The organism is Paenibacillus sp. FSL R5-0923, assembly GCF_038009145.1.
Taxonomy (GTDB): domain Bacteria; phylum Bacillota; class Bacilli; order Paenibacillales; family Paenibacillaceae; genus Paenibacillus_AQ.
In genome coordinates this window covers 1,693,877-1,715,875 of sequence record NZ_JBBPAT010000001.1, presented here as the reverse complement: position 1 = coordinate 1,715,875, position 21,999 = coordinate 1,693,877, and the positions used below count along the sequence as shown (strand labels likewise).

At 44.0% G+C, this 21,999-nt stretch carries 21 protein-coding genes; 3 read left to right on the top strand and 18 right to left on the bottom strand.

Annotated elements, in window-relative coordinates:
- Positions 1 to 257: 257 nt before the first annotated feature.
- On the bottom strand, positions 258 to 1,808 hold the full coding sequence (gene zwf / locus MKX35_RS07780; protein WP_042191750.1) for a glucose-6-phosphate dehydrogenase: 1,551 nt from the start codon (positions 1,806 to 1,808) through the stop codon (positions 258 to 260).
- 352 nt (positions 1,809 to 2,160) lie between these two features.
- Here zwf and MKX35_RS07775 point away from each other — a divergent pair, with 352 nt between their 5' ends.
- The 3 genes from MKX35_RS07775 to MKX35_RS07765 are packed head-to-tail and all read left to right on the top strand — an operon-like array spanning position 2,161 to position 5,839.
- On the top strand, positions 2,161 to 3,588 hold the full coding sequence (locus tag MKX35_RS07775; protein ID WP_076300392.1) for a spore germination protein: 1,428 nt from the start codon (positions 2,161 to 2,163) through the stop codon (positions 3,586 to 3,588).
- Between the two features lie 32 nt (positions 3,589 to 3,620).
- Positions 3,621 to 4,715 carry a GerAB/ArcD/ProY family transporter gene (locus MKX35_RS07770; RefSeq protein WP_076285316.1) on the top strand — a complete coding sequence of 365 codons (1,095 nt, stop codon included), beginning with the start codon at positions 3,621 to 3,623 and terminating at the stop codon, positions 4,713 to 4,715.
- Positions 4,712 to 5,839 carry a Ger(x)C family spore germination protein gene (locus tag MKX35_RS07765; RefSeq protein ID WP_081383017.1) on the top strand — a complete coding sequence of 376 codons (1,128 nt, stop codon included), beginning with the start codon at positions 4,712 to 4,714 and terminating at the stop codon, positions 5,837 to 5,839. The genes MKX35_RS07770 and MKX35_RS07765 overlap by 4 nt, the downstream gene beginning before the upstream one ends.
- Before the next feature lie 18 nt (positions 5,840 to 5,857).
- Here MKX35_RS07765 and MKX35_RS07760 read toward each other — a convergent pair whose 3' ends face one another.
- The 17 genes from MKX35_RS07760 to MKX35_RS07680 form a co-directional block, all read right to left on the bottom strand.
- Positions 5,858 to 6,670, bottom strand: coding sequence for a YwmB family TATA-box binding protein (locus MKX35_RS07760; RefSeq protein ID WP_076300393.1), 813 nt, complete (start codon positions 6,668 to 6,670; stop codon positions 5,858 to 5,860).
- 162 nt (positions 6,671 to 6,832) lie between these two features.
- A complete protein-coding gene (locus tag MKX35_RS07755) occupies positions 6,833 to 7,486 on the bottom strand; it encodes a response regulator (protein WP_179085807.1) in 654 nt (217 codons plus the stop codon).
- Between the two features lie 18 nt (positions 7,487 to 7,504).
- A complete protein-coding gene (locus tag MKX35_RS07750) occupies positions 7,505 to 8,539 on the bottom strand; it encodes a sensor histidine kinase (protein ID WP_042191761.1) in 1,035 nt (344 codons plus the stop codon).
- Positions 8,540 to 8,569: 30 nt separating this feature from the next.
- Positions 8,570 to 9,217, bottom strand: a complete 648-nt coding sequence (gene liaF, locus MKX35_RS07745; RefSeq protein ID WP_042191763.1) for a cell wall-active antibiotics response protein LiaF — start codon at positions 9,215 to 9,217, stop codon at positions 8,570 to 8,572.
- A gap of 169 nt (positions 9,218 to 9,386) precedes the next feature.
- Positions 9,387 to 10,091 (bottom strand): PspA/IM30 family protein, encoded by a 705-nt coding sequence (locus tag MKX35_RS07740; protein ID WP_042191765.1) that lies wholly within the window; start codon positions 10,089 to 10,091, stop codon positions 9,387 to 9,389.
- A gap of 3 nt (positions 10,092 to 10,094) precedes the next feature.
- Positions 10,095 to 10,562 carry a PspC domain-containing protein gene (locus MKX35_RS07735; protein ID WP_042194525.1) on the bottom strand — a complete coding sequence of 156 codons (468 nt, stop codon included), beginning with the start codon at positions 10,560 to 10,562 and terminating at the stop codon, positions 10,095 to 10,097.
- 4 nt (positions 10,563 to 10,566) lie between these two features.
- Entirely contained in the window at positions 10,567 to 11,244 is a 678-nt protein-coding gene (locus tag MKX35_RS07730) for a PspA/IM30 family protein (RefSeq protein ID WP_042130994.1), read from the bottom strand.
- Between the two features lie 44 nt (positions 11,245 to 11,288).
- Entirely contained in the window at positions 11,289 to 11,591 is a 303-nt protein-coding gene (locus MKX35_RS07725) for a LiaF transmembrane domain-containing protein (protein WP_076285318.1), read from the bottom strand.
- 226 nt (positions 11,592 to 11,817) lie between these two features.
- Positions 11,818 to 12,843, bottom strand: a complete 1,026-nt coding sequence (locus tag MKX35_RS07720) for a sensor histidine kinase (RefSeq protein ID WP_076300394.1) — start codon at positions 12,841 to 12,843, stop codon at positions 11,818 to 11,820.
- 2 nt (positions 12,844 to 12,845) lie between these two features.
- Positions 12,846 to 13,523 carry a response regulator transcription factor gene (locus tag MKX35_RS07715; protein WP_076285320.1) on the bottom strand — a complete coding sequence of 226 codons (678 nt, stop codon included), beginning with the start codon at positions 13,521 to 13,523 and terminating at the stop codon, positions 12,846 to 12,848.
- Positions 13,524 to 13,588: 65 nt separating this feature from the next.
- Positions 13,589 to 16,087 (bottom strand): ABC transporter permease, encoded by a 2,499-nt coding sequence (locus MKX35_RS07710; RefSeq protein ID WP_076285321.1) that lies wholly within the window; start codon positions 16,085 to 16,087, stop codon positions 13,589 to 13,591.
- Entirely contained in the window at positions 16,087 to 16,761 is a 675-nt protein-coding gene (locus MKX35_RS07705; protein WP_076285322.1) for an ABC transporter ATP-binding protein, read from the bottom strand. Before MKX35_RS07705 ends, MKX35_RS07710 begins: the two co-directional genes overlap by 1 nt.
- A 184-nt stretch (positions 16,762 to 16,945) precedes the next feature.
- Entirely contained in the window at positions 16,946 to 17,773 is an 828-nt protein-coding gene (locus MKX35_RS07700) for a MetQ/NlpA family ABC transporter substrate-binding protein (RefSeq protein WP_042191777.1), read from the bottom strand.
- 71 nt (positions 17,774 to 17,844) lie between these two features.
- Positions 17,845 to 18,507 carry a methionine ABC transporter permease gene (locus MKX35_RS07695; protein ID WP_042191779.1) on the bottom strand — a complete coding sequence of 221 codons (663 nt, stop codon included), beginning with the start codon at positions 18,505 to 18,507 and terminating at the stop codon, positions 17,845 to 17,847.
- Positions 18,500 to 19,261 carry a methionine ABC transporter ATP-binding protein gene (locus MKX35_RS07690; protein WP_076285323.1) on the bottom strand — a complete coding sequence of 254 codons (762 nt, stop codon included), beginning with the start codon at positions 19,259 to 19,261 and terminating at the stop codon, positions 18,500 to 18,502. Before MKX35_RS07690 ends, MKX35_RS07695 begins: the two co-directional genes overlap by 8 nt.
- A 374-nt stretch (positions 19,262 to 19,635) precedes the next feature.
- Positions 19,636 to 21,033 (bottom strand): ADP-ribosylglycohydrolase family protein, encoded by a 1,398-nt coding sequence (locus MKX35_RS07685; RefSeq protein WP_076285324.1) that lies wholly within the window; start codon positions 21,031 to 21,033, stop codon positions 19,636 to 19,638.
- A 3-nt stretch (positions 21,034 to 21,036) separates the two neighbouring features.
- Positions 21,037 to 21,990, bottom strand: a complete 954-nt coding sequence (locus tag MKX35_RS07680) for a nucleoside hydrolase (protein WP_076285325.1) — start codon at positions 21,988 to 21,990, stop codon at positions 21,037 to 21,039.
- Between the last annotated feature and the right edge of the window lie 9 nt (positions 21,991 to 21,999).

Genomic DNA, 21,999 nt, shown 5'->3' with positions numbered 1-21,999 from the left:
TTGATGCAATTAAAAATTCAATGTGCTAGCTTTTCGGCCTTATGCGGAGAAAATAGTTGCAGAGAATACACTTAAAAGACTAATTTCCACCCAATATGTGATTTTAATTGTACAAAGTGCAGTTATTTAAAAAATGCTCCTGTCGCCCGAGCGGCATTTGGAGCCAGAGTGGCCTGGGGAGGCTGAGTGTTCTCTAATCTCAGCATTACAAAAAATCTCCCTGCATCCTCTGCAGGGAGATAGCATTAAAGCAAAGTTTAGTTATTCTTCAGCCATACTACATTATCTTCTTCCTGACCGTTTACCGGCCACCAATGGAAGCCATCCTGAGCAAGCAATTGATCCGCTTCAACCGGACCCCAAGTGCCTGCAGGATAAGCAGATAGATCACTCGACTCTTCCTTCCAAGCCTTCGCAATACGATCCACGAACGACCATGCCGACGATACCTCATCCCAACGAGTGAAATAAGTGGAATCTCCACGTGCCGCGTCATGAAGCAAGCGCTCGTAAGCTTCCGGGGAATTGATTCCAACCAAGCAGCTCTGACAGAAGTCCATAGCTAATGGTTGAATTTCAGACTCGGAACCCGGCTTCTTGGCATTAATCTTTACATAAATGCCTTCCATAGGGTTCACACGGATAACAAGCAGGTTAGGCTCCAGCGTATGCTTTTGTCCCAAATAAACATTGGTTGGCATTCCCTTGAACTCAACTACCACTTCCGTTGTCTTCACCGGTAGACGTTTACCTGTACGAATATAGAAAGGAACTCCAGCCCAGCGGAAGTTATCTACAAACACACGGGCAGCAAAATACGTCTCAGTACTCGATTCAGGATCAACCTTATCTTCCTGACGATAAGCAGGAAGGGTCTTTCCATTATGCAAGCCTTGAATATACTGTGCTCTCACGACGTTCTCACGAACCTCGTCAGATGTACCATAAGGACGAAGTGAACGAAGTACCTTCACCTTCTCGTCACGAATATCTTCTGCAAGCAGACGGCTTGGTGGTTCCATTGCAATCATAGTCAGCAGTTGCAATATATGATTCTGGCCCATATCCCGTAACGCTCCAGCATGGTCATAATAACCACCACGCTCTTCAACACCTACGGTTTCGCCAAGTGTAATTTGAATATTGGCAATATGCTTATTATTCCAAAGCGGCTCGAAAAAAGCATTTGCAAAACGAATGACTTCAATATTTTGAACCATTTCTTTACCAAGATAATGATCGATCCGGTAGATCTCCTCTTCCTTGAACACCTCACGGATCTGCTCGTTCAGCTGCTCAGCTGATTCCAGATTATATCCAAAAGGCTTCTCGATGACGAGGCGATTCCAACCTGTGCTATCCAGCATGCCGCCAGCCTTAAGGTTGAACGAGACACTGCCGAATAATTCAGGTGCCAGCGCAAGATAGAACATCCGATTGCCCGGAATTCTGAACTTCTCTTCAAGAGCTTCTGTTTGAGCTCTTAATTCACGGAAGCCATCAATATCGTTGATGTCCAGAGATTTGTATTCAAAATGCTGTACAAACTCATTCCATTCATTCTCTTCTCCCGCTTTATAACGGCAGAATTCAAGGATGGATTCCTTCACATCACTTCTAAATTCTTCCTGAGTACGCGGGCGCCGCGCCACGCCAATTACCGCAAAATCATGTGCCAGCTTACCTTCACGGTACAAGCTGTAAATCGCCGGGAAAAGCTTACGCCGGGCTAAATCTCCGGTTGCCCCAAAGATAAAAAAGACAGCACCGGGTGTGTGCAGTGCATCAAGGGTTTGATTTTCAGCCATGGCTCCTCATCTTTCTGTATGTAATATAGTTTATTGACATTCTCAGCGTCGAGAAAACGACGTTATGTCATTTTAGCATATTCCTAAAAAGGATGCTATCAGATTACTGACAAATACTCTCAGGATTTCGCAAATTTCAATTAAAATTTCTTATTACTAATTATACTTCACCTTATAGAACTATCTATATTGACGAAGTGTTTGTCACTTTATCCATTAATATAAGTGAATCGTTCTGTTTCTCAAGCTGTGCAGACAAACACTTATACCAATTAGTTACTTTCATTCAGGAATATTCTGCAAATCATTCGGGAACGTTAAAGGAAAATAACTCGAAAGTCGAGCGCCCTTAATGACTGACCAAACACAGATCTCATTCACTACTGTAGATCAAAACGTCGATTTCATCGAAGCAGCCTTGTTCTATTCAAATGATCTCAAAAAAAGAAGAATATCCTTTAACGGAACTGAAGGAATTCTCTTTTATCTAGAGTCCATGGCAGACATGGAACTGGTTGAGCAGAATGTGATTGCTCCTTTTCACAATAGCAAAAACAAAGAGCTTTCCAAACTATTTACAACGCTCAGCTTCGGTGTGGAAACAGAACTAAATAAAGGCATTCAGGGACTTATTAACGGAGGCTGCCTCTACTTTGTTGAAGGAATATCTGAATTTTATATCCTCTCTACTCCTGCCAAACACGAACGATCCATAACCGAACCTCTGAATGAAGCAGTTATTCGGGGGCCGCATAACGGTTTTATTGAAGATATGACGGTTAACTTATACCTGATCCGTAAACAAATCACCACTCCAAACCTTACTGTTCGCTACTTCACCCTTGGGAAAATCGCTCCCAAAAAGGTAGCTTTAATCTATATGGAGAACCTTGCCAAACCTGAATTAGTAAAAAAAGTAGAATCTAGAATAAAAAAAATCACTCTTGATTCGGTGCTCTCCACCGGCTTTATTCAGGAATTAACGGAGGATAATTCGTACTCTATATTTCCACAACATATCAATACTGAGCGCCCAGACCATACCTCCTTCTACTTGCTGAAAGGATACGTCACAATCCTGCTGGATGGAGATCCCACAGCTCTGATTGTACCTGCCAGCTTCTTCACCTTCTATCAGACGCCGGATGATTATAGCAATCGATGGCTGATTGCTTCCTTTGTCCGTTTTATCCGTCTGATTGGTTTTGTAACAGCATTCCAACTGCCCGCGCTCTATATTGCCACCGTTTCTTTTCACTCCAGCGTCCTTCCCTTGCAATTGTTCTTCACAATTCAAGGTTCACTGACCCGGATCCCATTCCCCCCATTGGTAGAAGCGATGCTGCTTGAACTCATATTTGAACTGCTGCGGGAGGCAGGGCTCCGTCTGCCCAGCCGTGTAGGTCAAACCATTGGGATTGTAGGTGGTTTGGTCATCGGGGATGCCATTGTTAAGGCTGGATTGGTCTCCTACGCAATGATCATCGTTGTAGCATTGACTGCCATATCATCCTTTCTTATCCCTTCCAACGAGATGAGCTCCGCGATCCGATTTATGCGGTTTCCACTTATGGTTGCTGCCTCTTTGTTCGGATATATTGGCATATCATTTGGGTTGACACTTATTTTTGTACATTTGTGTAAGCTTGAATCTTTTGGACAACCTTACCTTACGCCTCTAAGCCCGGTAAATATTCAAAGCTTGAAAGACACCTTCTTGCGTCTTCCAATATGGTCCATCCGCAAGAATACAAGCAAATCAGAGGCTGAAGAAGAATAATCATTTAATCTGAACTGACAGGAGTTATAAGAATGACTCAAAAAGAAAAAATGATAACGAGGGGGCAACTTTTCTGCTTTATGATTCAAGCCCAAATCGGGGTTGGCATTCTGTCTCTTCCCTTCAAGCTTAACGAAGCGGCCAAGGGTGGAGGAGCGCTCTCTGTTTTGATTGCGGGCATCATTACCCAAATTGTTATCATTCTTCTATGGGTTCTGCTGAAAAATTTCCCCGGACTCAACTTATTTACTATATGTTTAAAGCTCGGAGGTCCAATTATCGGTAGAATACTTATAATCGCTTACATCAGTTACTTTGTTCTGCTTGGCTCCAATATTATGTTCAGTGCGGTAGAGGTGCTGCAGAGGTGGATTCTGCAATCCACACCAAGATGGGCTATATTAACCCTCTTTTCGATCATGACTCTCTATTTGGCAAGGGAAAAGCTTACAGTGTTGGCCAGATTCTATACATTGGCAACAGTTCTTTTTGTCCCGCTTATACTATTTGTCAGCTATGGTTTAACTCAAGCTCATTTTGAATTTATGCTCCCCCTTTTGGAGAACGGATTCTGGAATGTCGTGAAGGGAGCACAGGAATCAACTAAATCTATGTATGGTTTCGAAATGATGATGATCGTCTATCCGCTTTCCGAAGGTACAAATAAACAAAAATTAATGACCATTAGTCTAGCCAGTGGGTTCGTAACCCTGCTCTATGTCTTTGTGGTCTCTACCTGTCTAATGGTATTTAACTCCGAGCAAATCAAAATCATGCCCGAACCCGTCATCTACTTAGTAAAATCTCTTAACTTTTATATCGTGGACCGTGCAGATATCCTATTTCTGCCGATTTGGGCCATCACGCTTGTTTGTTCTATTGTTAGCTACTGTTACGCAGCATCCATTGGACTCAGTGTTTTATTTAGTCGAAAAAGCCATAAACATTTTGCCCCGTTTGTAAAAATCATTACTTTTATGATCGCACTTGCACCTGTAACTCCTGCTGATGTACATCTTTTTGATACAGCCGCTAACTATGCGACCTATGTGTTTATTGCCGGATTATCGATGGTATTGCTGATGATTTCCCTATTTATGAAGAGAAAGCCAGGTGGTCTTGCATGAAGTTTGACATGAAATTCAAGTCGCATTTACTTTTAATTGCCCTTGTTTCCATCTGTCTCACTGGATGTTGGGACCGGGAATATTTGAAAGACCTGCATCTGGCTTATTGTGCAGCAATTGATTATACAGAGAACGGAGAGATCAAAGAAACCATCGAATTAATCATCCCCCCCGATATTGAGCAGAAAGCTACCAAGAATGAAATCCATTCGAGTTTCGGACCGACTGTGCGCAATGCGAGCAATCAATTGCGAAATAAAGTTAGGGGAAACATTAGATTTATTAAATATGGTTTTGAGCTTATGGGAAGGACTACGGCTGAGCGTGGCCTGTACCCTATTCTGGATGTGAATTACAGGGATCCAAGCAATCCAACATCCAACGTTCGGCTAATTATTACGGAAGGAGAAGCTGCCCAAATTCTTGAGCAAAAAAAGGTTGGGGAATTAAAGATCGGGGAATTCATTAAGCAAAAGATCGATAGTCTGGAAGAAATGAGTATTTTTCCAAAAGAAACGGCAGATACCGTGTTCCGTTCCCTGATGGATCCAGGGCATGACTTTGCTCTTCCATATCTGGGCAGAGATGAGGGCGATATAATCACGAAAGGGGTGGCTCTCTTTCATGACCAGAATTACAGCGGAATGTTGAACCCCGATCAGTCAATCATGATGGTTCTGCTGATGGGACAACAGGGGAAAAATGCCCGCTTCACTAAGAAACTTGATTTGGGACATTCCGATGATATTCGGAATTTCATTACCATTAATGTCGGTTCAAAAAAAATAAAGCGAAAATTCAAGGTATCCGTTTCTGCTGATGAAAGCATTGATGTGAATTTGGGCTTAGAGCTGCAAGCCGTCGTAGAAGAGTTTACGGATGTACTCGACGAAAAAGAACTTAAAAAAGTCAATCAAGATCTTTCGGATTTGCTTACAAAGGAAGCCAAGACAGTTGTTAATGAAATCCAAAAGGCAAACTGTGATATCTTTGGTGTAGGAAGAAAACTTATTGCTTATCATCACAATGTCTGGAGCAACAAAAATTGGTCTGAGGATTACCGGAAAGTAAAATTCCATACCAAGGTTGATGTTAAAATTGTAAGTACGGGCATTCTACAATAGATCCTTGATTGGTCTTTTTCAATATTCTATTGTTATTAATGGTAATCCAATCGTAACGCGGCTGCTGCCCTCTTTTGTATCCTGATGAATAGCTGTCTGTAGAACTACCTCGTGGTTTCCGCTGATTACGGAATGCAACAATGCTGATGTACTATAAGTATGGCTGGCTGTTGTTTCGTCTTCGTAGCTTTCCTGTACTTTAAGATCGGGCAGTTGTGCGTACATATTCTGCTCCGTTAACAATAGAGCCTTCTGAGGGTCCTCCTGCTCCTTCGCAGCACCCTGAAGTGAGGTGTTCCATTCCGCTGCGATTCCGATCTTCCGAAGTTTCGCGCCAGCTTCTTCTGCTTCAGCTTGCAGATCCGGAGCATTTAACAAATCGGGTGTCTCCAGGGTTACAATCACATAACTACGTCCGTTTCCAAGCTCACTCCAGAACATGGTGGTTTGAAAACCGGCTTTGTCGGCAGCCGAACGATAAGTAAGATGTTCACCCTCGTCTTCCCGGCTTGTTTCTCCCAACCCAAGATCATCGGATAGGTTAGTTGCAGTGACACCAGCCTCTAGACCATCACCATTGAATTCTCCCTGCCATTTTAAAACTAAACGAAGAGGGGAGCCGGGTACTGTAACACTTTTACCAAGGGAGGTCAGGAGAGGAAGTGACTTTTTCAATTGGGCGATCTGACTGCTCTCTTTTTCACCTTCGCCCCGAAAACCTGCCAAAAGTAACGCAGTACAGCATAGAATCAATACCAGCAACATTCCTTTAATACCGCTTTTTCGGCCTGCACCGTGTCTCTTTCCCTTACTTTCTTCCACATACCCCACAATCCAACACCCTCTCAATCCGGTCTATTAATCTACTAAACAGGATGTCCGCTTTACAAGATTTTATACGGAGACAAGTATTTTCATATACTCGTGCACACAAAAAAACCAGCCCTTCTTACTCTGGCCAGTTCTTGTACTCACACCAATTGGGATATCCAATTATTCAGCTAGTCCATTTTTATATGCATAAATTGCTGCTTGGGTCCGGTCTTCCACACCCAGCTTCGCGAGAATATTCGTTACATGAAATTTCACAGTCTTGATCCCAATAATTAGTTGGTCCGCGATATCCTGATTCGATTTACCTTGCGCCAGCAGGCGTAATACTTCCATCTCGCGCTCCGTAAGCTCTTTATAAGCAGGGGATTCACCCTTTGCATTGTTTCGAAAACGATTCATCATTTTAGAGGCGACCTGTGACTCCAGTACAGACTGGCCTCTTGCCGCAGCGCGTATGGCATCTGCCACTTCACTAGCTCGTGAGGTCTTTAGTAGATAACTGAACGCACCTGCTTCAATCACCGGATACATTTTTTCATCATCCAGATAGCTTGTCAACACAATAACTTTGATTTCGGGATACTGCTTCATTAAGTGTTTGGTCGTTTCAATCCCATCCATCCCATCCATTACGAGATCCATCAGGACTACATCCGGATTGTACTCTTGTGCCAGGCGGATACCTTCTTCCCCACTTCCAGCTTCCCCTACGACTTCAATTCCGTCTTCAGTACCTAGAACAGCAGCTAGTCCGATCCGCACCATTTCATGATCATCTACAAGCAATACCTTAATGGCTTCCTCCATCTCCATGGTCACTCTTTCCTCCTATTATTCATTGACTAACGGAACGGTAATTTCAATCCGCATTCCTTTACCCGGAGCGGTAATAAACTGAATGGAACCTCCGATTTCATTCATCCGCTCCTGCATATTCGACAAACCGTAGGAAGTTTGTTTACTATCATCCAATTCAAAACCAATCCCATCATCACGGAGCGTCAAACGAACCGTATCCCCTCGCCGATGCAGCCTGATTTCCATCTTTTCTGCTTTCGCATGACGAAGCGTATTGGAGATTGCCTCCTGCACAATACGGAATAAGTGATTCTCTACCCCTTTTAGCAATTGTACATCAGGGTCCATCTCAAACACGATTTCAATCGGAACCTTAACCTTAAGTTCCTTGATCAACTCCTGCAGCCCCTGCTCTAATCCCTTACCTTCCAAATAAACAGGTCTTAAATGAAGCAATAGTGCTCTCATCTCTGATTGGGCTACAGCAGACATTTCTTCGATAAGTGCAATTTGCCGTTGCGCCTTGTCAAAATCCTTCTCCAGCGTCCGGCCTACAGCCGTGGCGGTCATAGAGATCGCGAACAACTGCTGTGAGACTGCATCATGCAATTCACGCGCAAGCCGCTGGCGCTCTTCCATAATAGCAGATACTCGTGCTTGCTCCGCGAGCTTCGCGTTATTTGTAGACAATCGCTGCAGTGTTGTCACTTGGTTTTCCCATTTTCCACTAATTCGGCCTAATTGTTCTCCGAGCCTTCCCAGCTCATCGTCACCCAAGTCAGGCATAGATAGCGTTAAGTTTCCCTTCTCCCACAATACGAGAGTTTCTCTCAGGCGTTCCAACTTTCGCTTTACTCGGAAGCTCTGATAGAAACCAAAGCCAACCCCGAACCCCATGGGCAGCAGAATTAGAGTAAATGCCGTGCGTAATCCAATCATCCAGCTTTCAAAAGGCTTTAAATAGCCATATGTATACATGGTGTACAATATCACAAGCAGCATGACAAAAGAGAACAGAGCCCCCTCACCCATACTGCGTGACATCATATTTTTGTTCTTTTTATCCATACGGGGACCCTCCCTTCTGTATCAAACTAATCAGGATAATCGCACATCCAAATCTCCCATCAAATAAGACACACTAAACTTTACCTTATATTCACTGCTCTCATAGTTAGGGGACTTCCAATTCAGACGGTTTAGCATACCAGTGTCGCGCCCATTACCGAATTCAATCGATCCAAAAAGCACAAAGGCTTCTATTTCTACACCATAATCATCTGACAATTGAATGTCCATATCACCAAAGATTCCTTGAAACAGCATAACCGTTTCCTTTTGCTCCGCCATAGCCAGTGAAAGATCAAGATCGGCCTCTCCAAGGATATGCCATGAGCTGAGGCTATGCATCACCCAGGGTGAGCGATCCCAGTCAAATCTAGACGAAAAGTTTTGCTTCTGCATAAACCCTTCCTTACGCTGAACTCTTTTGGATTTAGTAAAAAACATCCCCAATGAAATCAAACAAATCCCCAGCACGAGCACCAAATGATCCAGCAAAAGTAATATAGCGCCAATCCCGAGCAGCTTATAACCCTGCTTCACTTTTCCTGACGTCGTGCGGTAGACCCCTAGGAACAGGAATAGAAGCGCGACAATGGAGAAAAAGCCGAGCCATCTACCAAAAATCATCATGCAGCCAACACCGATCAGTCCGATGGCAATCAAACGGTTTCGTTTATCCATTTCGCACCTCCCAAAAGTTTTGCGTAGCAAAACTAACTTTGTAAGCAAAACTACAACCATCAATATATTATAGCCAGCCGCTACAAAAGCCATATCGGTATGGAGATCCATACCGTATGGCTTCTTCTTGTCCAGCATATCATATCTACTTAAGTTTTAGGAACAGGATTTATTCTTCTTTTTTGTTTAAAGAAGGAGCAGCCGGTGTATCATTCAGCTTGCTTCTCAGTGCAGCCAGTTGCTCATCCACTTTCAGTTGCTTCTCAACATCGACTGGTTTAGTGTAGGCAGCGGATGGGCTGTAAGGTGCACGCATTACATCTGCTTCTGCTTCAAGCTGCATAATCTTCTCTTCCATCCGGTGGAATCCGAGTGACGCACTGCCACTTTCGATGGAATGTACGCTGCTGATTTGCGTCATTTGTTTCTTCGCTTTAGCCATTTGAGCACGGGATACGAGCTCGTTACGCTTGTTGCGCAGCTTGTAGAATTCATCCTTCATATCATGCAGCTGCCCAACCAATTCCTTCGCTTGCACTTCAGCTTGAGCATGAAGATCGCTGTATTCCGCTTGTTTTTGATCGAAGTAGATTTTTTCTTCCAACAGCTTGCGAGTCACTTCTTCTTGGCCATTTTTCAGTGCCAATTCAGCTTGTGCTCCACGTTGTGCGGACATTTTTGCTGCTTCTTCCACGCGTTGTTTCATGCGGCGTTCGTTCGCCATTTGCTTGGCAACTGTAACTTCCGCTTCGTGGATTTCAGCCTCCATATCGCGCAGATATTGGTTAAGCATTACGATTGGGTCCTCTACCTTATCCAACAAGTCATTTACCGACGCCTTAGTCATATCTTTAATTCTTTGAAATACTCCCATGATTTACAATTCCCCTTTCTCATATTTAGACAGTTTTTGTTTGAGTTCTTCTACTTCTTTTTGTAAAGCCTTTTTCTCGATATCCTTCATCATCGCATCCAAACCGGAATCCGGAGCTGAATATGCGTTGTTCTTCTCAAAATTAGGATTGTAGTTAGGTTGGCGTCCATAAGGTCCATGTCCGCCATTAGCATGCGGTCCGTGTCCATGTTCCGGTCTACCTGAGTAAGGACCATCGAATGGGCCACCCGGTGCACCAGGGCCTGGTCCGAAAGGATTATAATGCGTAGGCTCCTTCGGAATGACCAGCGCTGCAATGAAGTACACTGGAATCACGGCACCTCCTGTAAACGGAATGCTGACCAGTAACAGAATCCGGAATAGCGTGGAATCAATACCGAGTGTCTCAGATAATCCACCTGCAAGACCCGTCATCACTTTATCTCTAGTTGAACGATATAATCGACTCATAGCGCTACTCCTTTCCACCATTGTTCAGTTTCTCCTTTAAGCGAGCCATTTCTCTTTCGAGTACGGTTGCTACAGTCTCACCTGCTTGCACCGCATATTCCTGTCCCATGCGACGCACATCACGCAAGCTCTTCGCTTCTAATTCCCAATCTGACATCCGATCTTCCAGACGTCCGAACATTTTAGGAACATCACCGCCGTTACCATAAGCACTTGCTCTTTGGTTCATGCGTTGTTGCAGTCTCAGCGACTCCATACGTGCTGCGTAATACTGACGTTTGCTATAAACTGTCTGATACTCTATTTTCAGCTCATTCAGCTGTCCCTCAAGTTCAAACAAGGATTGCTTACTTTGTTCTAGTAGCCCGCTGTACTGCTCCAACTTTTCCTCGTGAATGATCTTTTCTTGCAAAGCCAGCTTTGCAAGATGATCTTCTCCTGCCTTTAATGCGAGTAACGCCTGTTCCTCACGTTTATTTCTCATGGCAGTCGCTTGGTTCACTTGCTGTTGCAATTGCTTCGTATGGGAAGCGTATTGCTGATACAATCTTTCAGCTTCACTGATTTCCTCGCGAGTTGAATGTAGAAATTGATCAATTAGCTTCACAGGATCTTGGCTTTGCTCTAGACGTTCATTTAGATTAGCTACTGTAATATCCCTCATGCGACGAAAAACACTCATAATCTCCTGCTCCCTCCCTGCTTCTTGTTTAAGTACAATCCTTCTTAATAAGTACCATTTCTTCTACCCTTTAAAGCTGACACTCCCCATACGATCAACGCCACACCTAGAAGTGGTCCGATGATCCAGGAAAGCTTCGCGATCAGGGACATGACACCAATGAACATTAGTACCCAACCGATAACCTTGCGTCCACTCTTAATCCCATAGTACCCGAGAACAACCAGCAATACTGGGAACAGTAGTCTGAAAATACCGTGAATCAGAGGAAGCGCTAAACCGAGCAGCATTACCGCACCAATCACAATCAGCACAACCGCCAATCCGTTTCCTTGTCTTCTTTGCATTATTTTCTCACCGCCTTTCGTTGTCCTTAACCTTATAGCCTTATTCTAGAGCAATTCGCAGACTTTCAAAACAGACCAACGACGGTTTTTGGTACTGGACCTTAGTCGAGGTAGCTGTGCGACTGCAGACCACTATAGGGCTAGCAAAGCACTTTTCCTCAATGAAATAGCGACTTTAATGAGAAAAACCCCCAATTTAGGGGCTAAGCTTCGAGTACCTTCAGAATCAGCGTAACGGCAAAAATATAGAAAAAACACTTCCTTTACTTAACTCCGATCTCACTTTTATATATCCACCCTGCTCGGTCACAATTTTACGGGCTAAATAAAGGCCTATGCCAACACCTTCTGTTCCATTACATCCCGCTCCTCGGTAAAATCGTTTGAAAATGTCATTCATCTCAGCGACAGGAATTCCTATTCCACCATCAGCAATATCAATCCTTGCAAAAAGATCATATCTGCGAATCGTAATTCTAACACTGCAGGACCCGAGCGTATATTTCAGAGCATTATCGATGATGTTATAGATAGCTTCTCCCGTCCACTTGGGATCATGTTGCAGCGTAATCTCCTGATCCATTTCCAGTAAGATCTCTATATTCTTTTGCTCGGCTGCTGGAAATGCCTGTTTGATGGCTGACAGCACAGTATTCTCAAGATTATGCTTCTCCGCAGCATGAAGCTCTATAATACCGGATTCGAGCCGTGATAACTTGATCAGATTCTCCATAAGCCAAGACAGCTTCTCAATCTGACTACCCATATGGCGAGTAAATTCACTGCGTGTTTCAGCGGGGAGCCCTTCATCCATAAGAAGACTGTTATACATCCCTAAATTGGCTAAAGGGGTCTTCAGTTGATGAGAGATATCAGAGATCAATGTTTTGACTTCTTGACTCTCTTCACGGTAGCGCTGCTTCTGCGAAGACAACAGCTCAGATAATTGAATAACCTGATGCTGTAATTTAGAGAGGAGTGTATCCTCCTGCACCGGGAACATCTGAGTCATTTGTCCATTGATAAGATTTTGAATCAATCCCGACAATGAAGATAGCGTGTTTAGCATTTCTTTACGAAGCGCGAGCACAAAACTTATAAACAGCAGAGCCATCATGCTAATAAACACCACGCATCCAATAACTACATGCTTCTCAGGCATATAATAGATAAGCATAGATACAAACAACACAACGACTACTGCCAAAAGGGTGAACGAGCTCCAAATAATTTTTCTAAAAGGGTTCTTCATCCTTACTCTCCCCATGTGTAGCCAATACCGAATACAGTTTTAATGTATTGACAATCTTTAGGGTCATCCTCAATTTTGGCCCGAAGCCTACGAATATTTACGCTTAGCGTATTCTCATCCACGAAATTACCTTCTATATCCCATAGCTTCTCCAGCATTAACCTCCGAGTTAGAACCTGACCGCTATTCTCGGTTAAGATAGCAAGGAGACGATACTCATTGGTGGTTAGTTTTATCTCTTGTCCATATTTGTAAACCTTCATTTTGGCTGAGTTAATTGTAATGTCCTTGTATTGAAACAGCTCTGAGCCACCATCAGTGCCTGTTCGTCGAAGAACAGCCTTAACACGCTGCAAAAGTACGACCATGCTAAATGGCTTCGCAATATAATCATCAGCTCCTAGCCCAAATCCAGCTACCATATCCTGCTCAGTATCGTTGGCAGTTAGAAATATAACCGGAATGGAACTCGTTCGCCGAATTTCCTGGCACAGTGCAAGACCACTCCCATCTGGGAGGTTAATGTCCAAAAGGACCAGACTGATGGTCTGATCCTGAATTCTAGAAGCCGCCTCCTGAAAAGAATAGGCCTGAATAATATTATAGTTTTCTTTTTCAAGCATGAACTTCAGCCCCTCGTTTAAGAGACGGTCATCCTCTACAATTAGAATGGTTGTCATTAAACTCACCTCTATACTTATCATTGTAACAAGCAGAGGAAGGCTACGCTGTTAATTAATTAGCTCTATTCCATTTGCCGCAGACGTTCCACAATGCTGTCCTTTTTGATTTGCTTATAAGCAATAAGCGGAACACTCAGGCAAACCGCAAAAACGAGTACAATCGCAATAGAAAGCGGAAGGGTTGGGAAGCTAAATACTGCATAAGTAGCCTCTTGGCTGAACAGGCTATAAGCACCGTAACTGATTAATGTGCCTATTGTTGAGATTAGCAGTGTCGATATGATCGCATAACCTGCCCCTTCAAACAGCAACAGCTTTCTCATCTGCTTAGAGGTCATCCCGATACTCTCCATCACTGCGAACTCCAGCTTCCGAGCTACAACCCCTGTATACATAATATTAACGTAATTCAAAATTCCAATCAGCGCTAGAATGAGCGCAATTCCGCCACCCATAATGTAAAAGGTTAGCTTAGCCGATTCCATGAACTTTTCCATATACAGCTTCGACTCCAGCTTCAGCTCACCATCTCCGCCGATGAGTCCTTCCAATTGATCGGTAATCGGCTTCCAGTCTTTTGGGTCTGCATTAATATATACTTTACTTATAAGTGGGTCATTCATGAGTTTCTCCATAGCAGTATGGCTAATGTATACATTCGGAGCTACAAAGTGTGACGACCCTAGAGAGCTGAAATCAGCAAGCCCTCCAATTTCGAAAGATTGTGCTGCATCGCTATTTATAGGACTAATTTGAAAGTTATCTCCAATCTTAATACCTCCGAGATTAAAATTGTCCAGCAAGGCAATCTCACCCTTTTCAAAACGTTCCATATCCACAGTGATTCCTAATTTTTCTTCCATCTTCTTAACCTGATCTGCATCTACCCCAATAACATGGGTCATTGAGAACATGCTTTGAGGCTCAGCCAATTGATCATCGGTAGGGCGATCTGTGTGATATGATTTTGCGAATTCATCCACATACTTACTGAACACCTCAGGATCATACTTGATCTGACCTATCCCAGTATAAGCTTTAAAGACCTCTTTTACTCCCTTTATATCCTGAATTTCCTTGATCATATCCCCTGTAATCTTGGCTTTCTCTTCCCCCTCAAATCCAAAGGACATCGTTTGATTGGACAGCGTGAAATCGTTATCCATGTATTCAGCAATAAAATGATCTGTACTCATACTAAGCACAAGTGTATTGATCACCAGAAAAGTTGTCAGTCCCAGAAATAAAGAGAGAAACACAACCATCGCCCGTTTTTTCACTCTAAAAATATTACGCCAAGCCAGTCGGTGCAGCTTAGATCCGCCAGTTCCCCGCTTCGTCTTAGCTTTAACCATCGTCCCTGTATATCTCACCGCTTCTATTGGAGAAACTTTGCCAGCGATAGAGGCAGGTTTGATAGCGCTAAACATGGTGGTCATCCAAGCAAACAATGCAGCTCCAATAAAGATTAACGGGTGAAAAGAAATCACCACGCCCGTATCCAAATCCATTGTACTCATAGCCAGCGGCACCATTACGAAGGAAGTCACAGCTCCTGCGGCAAGTCCCAGTGGGATAGCGATAAGTGCTAACCGTGAAGCCTGTGCCCTAACTATTTTTTTAATCTGCCGTTGTGTAGTTCCTAGCGTTCTAAGCAGACCGTAGAACCTTGTATCCCGTGAGACAGAAATATAAAGCACATTATAAATCAATAAATATCCGCTCAACATAACAAATAATATAATTCCAGCGTAACCAATCAAAGTTGCTGTTCTATCCGAAGAGGTAGACGATTGGTTAGAGACAGGTTCAAGCTTTTGATTTTTTCCCAAAGGAATATCCTGTTGCAAACGTGAGATAAGTCCATCCGTATTTTTCTCATTAAATAGAATAGTGGCATTTTTGGGATTCTTAAGATCTACGCCATGAGCTGTAGCAAAAGCCCCCGATACCAGCATAGCTCCAGAATTTCCGGTACGAACATGACTGTAATCGGTAAACCATCCACTTAGTACGAAATTGCTACTTTGCTGAGATTTCACCCCATCACGGGTAAAAGAGTAAGTTAACGGCAAGCTCATACCAATCTGTGGATCATCCATCCCCATTGACTGTAATATCCATAAAGGAACGGCGATTTCATTTTCCTTATCTGGATAAGTTCCCTTTAGACCATCGATCACTGGCTTACGCATCTCTGTCCATTCTGTAGAGTCATACCAGAGCAGAGCTAAATTAAGATCTCCTATTTCTGGCGTATTGATCACATTACCTACTCTGGACTGGAGTCCGATGGTCTTAATATAGGAGAGTTCCTTTAACTTGTTCATTTGTTGTTCTGACGGGGAGGTTAAGTAGACATCAGCCATGGTTCCGTTTATTTTCAATTGCTGCATTTCGAAGGTCTTATAGTTGCTCAGTCCAATACTAAAAAAAGAAGTAATGAGCCAGGTAGTAAGCACGATGGCCAGAATCACAAAACGATTTCGGGTCCGATTGGCTTTCAGGCTTCTGCTCGTCAGCTTTTTAACAACGGGCTTATTACTGTTTGGAAACATCATCACAATGCCCCTCCAGTAATTTTACCGTCCTCTATCCGGATGGTCCGGTCTGCAAGCTGAGCAATCTCTTCATTATGAGTAATCATTAGAATCGTCTGATTAAACTGTCTGCTTGTTACTTTGAGTAATCCAATGACCTCCTGGCTAGTGATGCTGTCCAAGTTCCCTGTAGGTTCATCTGCTAGGATAATGGAAGGTTTAGCTGCCAAGGCCCGTGCGATGGCTACCCTTTGCTGCTGACCGCCTGAAAGCTGACCAGGGAGGTTGTCCAATTTTTGCGAAAGACCTAACGTATTCACAATATGATCCACGAAATCCTTGTCTATTTTGTTTCCATCCAGCTCTATGGGCAACACAATATTCTCGTATACATTAAGAATCGGCACTAGATTATAGTTCTGAAACACAAATCCGATCTTTCTTCTTCTAAATACCGTCAACTCATCATCCTTCATCCCAAAAATATTTTTACCATCTATGATCACCTGACCCTCTGTCGCCCGATCAAGCCCGCCTAGCATATGTAAGAGCGTTGATTTGCCACTTCCTGAAGTCCCGACAATCGCTATAAATTCACCGTTGTGTACCTTTACGTTAATACCATCCAGTGCCTTGACCAGGTTAGTACCCTTACCGTAATGTTTTGTGAGATTAATTGCACTGAGTACAGACATATTTCCCATCTCCATTCCGCTTTGTTATTCTACAACCCATTATATAGAGCAGTTCTTACATTCTAGTGACACACCAAAATATCCCCACAAAGCGGGGCCTCCCAATACATACTTTCTGATATGTAAAAAAAGACTTGCCCATAATGGACAAGTCTCGTTGAATTACTAATCTAACTATTTAAGCTTATTTAAAAGCAGGCAACGCAATATCCGCATAGTTATCTTCAAGGAACTTCTTCACTTCTGGTCCGCTAATCCGTTTAGCTAGCTTCTGGATCGCATCAGAGTCCTTGTTGTCTTCACGCGCAACCAAGGTGATCGTGAATTCAGAATCCGCGCCTTCAGTAATCAGTGCATCTTTCTTTGGTGTCAATCCAAGCGGGCTGGCATAAGCCGGAGTCATTGCCACTAGATCTCCATCATCCAGCATACGGGCCAACATCAATAGATCCACTTCCTCAAACTTAAAGTTTTTTGGATTCTCAGTAATGTCTGCTTGTGTAGCCTTAATGCCTACACCTTCTTTTAGCTTAATCAAATCAGCTGCAGCGAACATTTGTAAAGAACGGCCGATATTTGAAGGGTCATTAGCCATTACTAGTGTTGCGCCTTCCGGCAGATCCGCAACATTCTTGTAACGCTTGGAGTATCCACCGTAAATAGCGTCGTAGACAGGCTGTACCTCTACTAGATTGGAGCCTTTGCTTTCATTAAACTGCTTCATATAAGGAACGTGTTGAAAAAAGTTAGCATCTACCTCTTTATTCGCCAAAGCCTCATTAGGCTGTACATTGTCAGACAGCACAACGATTTCAAGATCAATGCCATCTTCCTTCAGAAGTGGCTTCACAATATCCAGAATTTCCGTCATTGGTGGAATCAAAGTAGCAATCTTTAATTTCGTTAGCTCATCGCTACCTTTTGCAGAATTGTTCTCGGCTGCTTTATTAGAGCCACAACCCGCTACGACCAATACCATTAACATAAGCACAACTATCATTGATTTTTTCATTACTACAACTAACCCCCAGTTTATATATTCAATCATTTTGTATTACAAAATTTGATGTACGGGTTGAACGATTAACGCTTATCTAACAGCCGTGAGATCGTACCTCCTGTGAATTGAACCAACTGAACCAATACAATCATCACAACAATCGCATAGATCATCACTTCAGTCTCAAAACGCTGATATCCGTAACGGATCGCGAAATCTCCAACCCCGCCCCCTCCAACAACCCCCATTACGGTCGAGTAAGAGATAAAACTAATGGTGGAGGTAGTAAGTCCGAGCACTAGACCCGAACGAGCCTCTACATACAGAAACTTAAAGATCAACCCCAGCTTCGACGCTCCCATAGACAACGCCGCTTCTATGACTCCTTTAGGAACCTCCAGCAAAGACTGCTCCACCAGACGAGAGTAATAAGCAATGGCAACAATGGATAACGGAACCGTGGCAGCCATTGTTCCAATCGCAGTTCCGACGAGGAAACGAGTGACCGGAATGAGTGCAACCACAAGCAGCAGGAATGGAAATGAACGGATAATATTTACGATGCTGTTGAGTACCAGTGACAATGTTTTATTCTCATAGAGCTGTCCTTTTCGGCAAAAAAACAACAACGTCCCGAGCGGAAGCCCCAGCAGCAGTGCGGCACCAACAGAAATACCGACCATTATAAAAGTTTCTCCGATCGATTCCCACATCTGTGCCTGATATTGAAGTACACTATCAAACATGCGTTTCCCCCGCTTTACCCAGAATTTGATCCCGGTAAGAGCCAGTACGGACTGCAGCAGGCCGGAAATCACCATCTTGGCGTGAGAATGAATCTACGATTCGACCATTTTCCATCACCGATACGTGAGTGCATATGCTTTTGACAACATCCATCTCATGCGTAACAATCACTACCGTAACCCCAAGGCCCCCATTAATATGCTTCAGGACGTCTAGAATATCCGCAGTTGTTCCTGGATCTAGTGAGGATGTTGGTTCGTCACATAGCAATAGTCCTGGACTGTTCGAAAGCGCCCGGGCGATCGCCACACGTTGTCGCTGTCCTCCACTTAGCTGTGCGGGATATTGCTCTGCCTTATCAGCCAATCCGACAAAATCGAGACATTCCTTCACCCGCTTCATCCGTTCACGCTTCGGCACCCCTGCCAGTTCCAGAGGGATCGAAATGTTGCGGCTTACCGTGACGTTATTGACCAGATTAAATTGCTGAAAAATCATCCCAATCTTTTCCCTAGCTTTCCGTAGCTGTTTACTCGGCATTTCGGTTAAATTATGCCCTTCTACGGTAACTGTCCCTTGATCCGGCTTTTCCAGCAGATTAATCAATCGTAGCAGCGTGGATTTCCCTGCCCCGCTTTCACCAATAATCCCGTGAATCGATCCCTTCTTCACATCAAGCGATACATCATCTACCGCCTGATATGTGCCGTCCTTCAGCTTGAATCCTTTACTCACCCGACTCAGCGATAGGATTGCAAACTCCCCCTTCCTTTCCGTTTATTCTGAAACCTTCTAAGCCAAGGTTTGTACTATAATTATTTAAAAACTGTTTTACTAAAAATCTCTTTAAATAATAAGGCATTTTATGTTCTGTGTCATCATTTTTATTTTAGTAATATATCAGATTAAAAGGATTAAAGAATAAAAGCCCATTATATCGGACTATTTTCACGTGCTTATCTCCCAATAAATGACTGAGCTTAATCCCTCTTCAAATCAGGATTCTCCTGTTACCTAACTCCTAAACCCGCTGTTACATCTATTTCAAGAACTAGATCGCCACGAAAAAAAGGATGTCTAAGCTCGATAGCTTAAGACATCCTTTCATTCTTTTCGTAATCCTTGATCTAAGACTTTTCGCCAAGCTCTCCTCGAATCTTCAAGAAGACCTGATAGCTGCGCTCCGCGCATTCCGAAATCGTTATCGGATGAAAACCAGGTAGATCCGCATATAGCGTATCATGGAGCGGTTCAATCCACGAAGCCGGCAACACACTTGCTCCAAGCTTCGCTCCCATAATAGAACCCACTGTAGCACCATTACAGTCTGTATCCATTCCTCCGTAAACGGATGTAACGACCGCTTTTTCAAAATCATTCCCGCCATAGACCAGCGAAGCAGCTACAAGAGCAGCATTATTATTGGTGTGCACCGCATCATAGTGGCTGAATGTATCCCAAATCTTACTTACCAACTCACGCTCACTTTTGGCCTTCTGCGCAATATCTATACCTCGTAGAACGTCACTTGCCAGGCGACTAGTACTAGGGATCTCACTAAGACCAATCTCAAGAATACGCTCGTTATCTTTTTCAGCAAAAGCAGCCGAAATCATCGCCGCATTAAACATCTCACCATAGATTCCGTTCTTCACATGTGAAAAAGAAGCATCGCGCCAGCCTAACTCCGCTGCAAGCTCAGGATGGCCTGCTGCACCATAAGCCAGTCCATCTGCGCGTATAGCCGCACCAATCCACTCCCGGTATGGATTTAAGTGCATCCGCACTCTTTCCTGCCGCGCCAGCCAATCCGCAGGCTTCTCACCATGCAGATGAGAGGTTTCCTGCGCAAAATTCATATACGACTGTGTCTCTGCCGTACATACCTGGGCGTATGTCAGATGTTTATGCCAGAGCTTCCCAATATCCCAAGAATCCCAGTTCAGTCCCTTTTGCTCCAGCAACATAAGGCCTAGAACCGTGTAACGAATATCATCATCGCTCTCCATAAACTTAATAGTCTCGCTGGTACTCGCATACGTCCAATCACTTAAACCAAGACCATATTCTGCCTCTGCCCGTGAATGCCCAGGCGTATAGCCAGTAATAGGCCATGCATCGGCACCACGGAACCACAGCTCAATATTCTCCCAGCCCGGACGTCCATCTTTACCGTAGAGGTAGTCCCAATACTCCAGTGGTTTTCCAAGTGCGCAACCGACGCTTCTACCTAGCCAAGCTCCGTAGAACTTATCTCTCCATTCTGCTTCGCTCCAGTCAGCCTCAAGCTTACGTGGACCTTCTGGACGAAGACGACGAATCTCCTCCAGTGAAGACGGCTCTTCATAAGGAAAGTCCTCAGCAACCGTGAGCTCCATCAACTCGTTGTATACTTGCATCAGCTTAATCTCATCGGCACCTGCAGCGGCTAGTTTATCCGCGAAGCCTTCAATCTTGCAGCCTTCTTCTCCACGCTGAACCAATTCAAACTGAACCGTCTCCTGAAGTCTCTCCCATCCTGCCATAGGTTAGTTCCCTTCAGCCGCAAGCAGCTCTTGATCTAGCTTTTCCAGTGAATCAAAAATCAACTTCATAAATGCTTCCCGATCTACTCCCACCAGGACTTCTACATTCGCTGGGCGATCCGTCTTCTTTCGTTTGTCTGCAACCGTCATTCCCCGCGTCAGCTTACCTTCTGTCTCTACCGTTACATATAGATGCTCGGATTCAAACAGTTCTGGGTGCAAGAGCCAAGCTACGGCGCATGGATCATGCAGTGCACTACCGACATAGCCCATTTTCTTTCCGAAGATCGAATAGAAATCTAACAGCTCTCCGACCATAGTGGACACTGGCCCACGCTCTTTCAATGCTACGATCTCATCTTCGAAAATGGCTGCCTTATCGGTCACATCCAGACCACTCATCGTAATTGGAATACCCGACTCAAACACGATACGAGCAGCTTCAGGATCTACATAGATGTTAAACTCCGCAGTAGAGGTTACATTTCCATAAGAAATTCCTCCGCCCATCAGTGAAATCTTTTCAATTCTTTCCTTAATCTCTGGATAAGCAGTGATTAATAGGGCGATATTTGTTAAAGGAGCCATCGGTACGAGCGTAATCTTCTCCTCCGAAGAACGGATAATATTCAGCATAAATTCTACAGCGCCTTCTTCTACAGGCCGGAATTTACTTGGTGGCAACAGTGGGCCGTCCATGCCTGATTCACCATGTGCTTCCTCACCTGTAACAAGCTTGCCGAACAGCGGACCCGCAGCCCCTTTGGCTACAGGAATATCAGCATTCACAAAGCTGATCACTTTAAGTGCGTTTTCTGTGATTTTATCGAGGATCTGGTTTCCACCAACCGTTGTAATCCCGCGCAGATCCAGCTTCTCCGAATTTGCTATTGCAAGCAGGATAGCGATTGCGTCATCATGCCCTGGATCGCAGTCAATAATAATAGGTGTTCGCATAGTCATTCA

Bases quoted from the DNA above. Each gene is read 5' to 3' on its own strand.
- zwf (WP_042191750.1), bottom strand. From the start codon at position 1,808: ATGGCTGAAAATCAAACCCTTGATGCACTGCACACACCCGGTGCTGTC.
- MKX35_RS07775 (WP_076300392.1), top strand. From the start codon at position 2,161: ATGACTGACCAAACACAGATCTCATTCACTACTGTAGATCAAAACGTC.
- MKX35_RS07770 (WP_076285316.1), top strand. From the start codon at position 3,621: ATGACTCAAAAAGAAAAAATGATAACGAGGGGGCAACTTTTCTGCTTT.
- MKX35_RS07765 (WP_081383017.1), top strand. From the start codon at position 4,712: ATGAAGTTTGACATGAAATTCAAGTCGCATTTACTTTTAATTGCCCTT.
- MKX35_RS07755 (WP_179085807.1), bottom strand. From the start codon at position 7,486: ATGGAGATGGAGGAAGCCATTAAGGTATTGCTTGTAGATGATCATGAA.
- MKX35_RS07750 (WP_042191761.1), bottom strand. From the start codon at position 8,539: ATGGATAAAAAGAACAAAAATATGATGTCACGCAGTATGGGTGAGGGG.
- liaF (WP_042191763.1), bottom strand. From the start codon at position 9,217: ATGGATAAACGAAACCGTTTGATTGCCATCGGACTGATCGGTGTTGGC.
- MKX35_RS07740 (WP_042191765.1), bottom strand. From the start codon at position 10,091: ATGGGAGTATTTCAAAGAATTAAAGATATGACTAAGGCGTCGGTAAAT.
- MKX35_RS07735 (WP_042194525.1), bottom strand. From the start codon at position 10,562: ATGAGTCGATTATATCGTTCAACTAGAGATAAAGTGATGACGGGTCTT.
- MKX35_RS07730 (WP_042130994.1), bottom strand. From the start codon at position 11,244: ATGAGTGTTTTTCGTCGCATGAGGGATATTACAGTAGCTAATCTAAAT.
- MKX35_RS07725 (WP_076285318.1), bottom strand. From the start codon at position 11,591: ATGCAAAGAAGACAAGGAAACGGATTGGCGGTTGTGCTGATTGTGATT.
- MKX35_RS07720 (WP_076300394.1), bottom strand. From the start codon at position 12,843: ATGAAGAACCCTTTTAGAAAAATTATTTGGAGCTCGTTCACCCTTTTG.
- MKX35_RS07715 (WP_076285320.1), bottom strand. From the start codon at position 13,523: ATGACAACCATTCTAATTGTAGAGGATGACCGTCTCTTAAACGAGGGG.
- MKX35_RS07710 (WP_076285321.1), bottom strand. From the start codon at position 16,087: ATGATGTTTCCAAACAGTAATAAGCCCGTTGTTAAAAAGCTGACGAGC.
- MKX35_RS07705 (WP_076285322.1), bottom strand. From the start codon at position 16,761: ATGTCTGTACTCAGTGCAATTAATCTCACAAAACATTACGGTAAGGGT.
- MKX35_RS07700 (WP_042191777.1), bottom strand. From the start codon at position 17,773: ATGAAAAAATCAATGATAGTTGTGCTTATGTTAATGGTATTGGTCGTA.
- MKX35_RS07695 (WP_042191779.1), bottom strand. From the start codon at position 18,507: ATGTTTGATAGTGTACTTCAATATCAGGCACAGATGTGGGAATCGATC.
- MKX35_RS07685 (WP_076285324.1), bottom strand. From the start codon at position 21,033: ATGGCAGGATGGGAGAGACTTCAGGAGACGGTTCAGTTTGAATTGGTT.
- MKX35_RS07680 (WP_076285325.1), bottom strand. From the start codon at position 21,990: ATGCGAACACCTATTATTATTGACTGCGATCCAGGGCATGATGACGCA.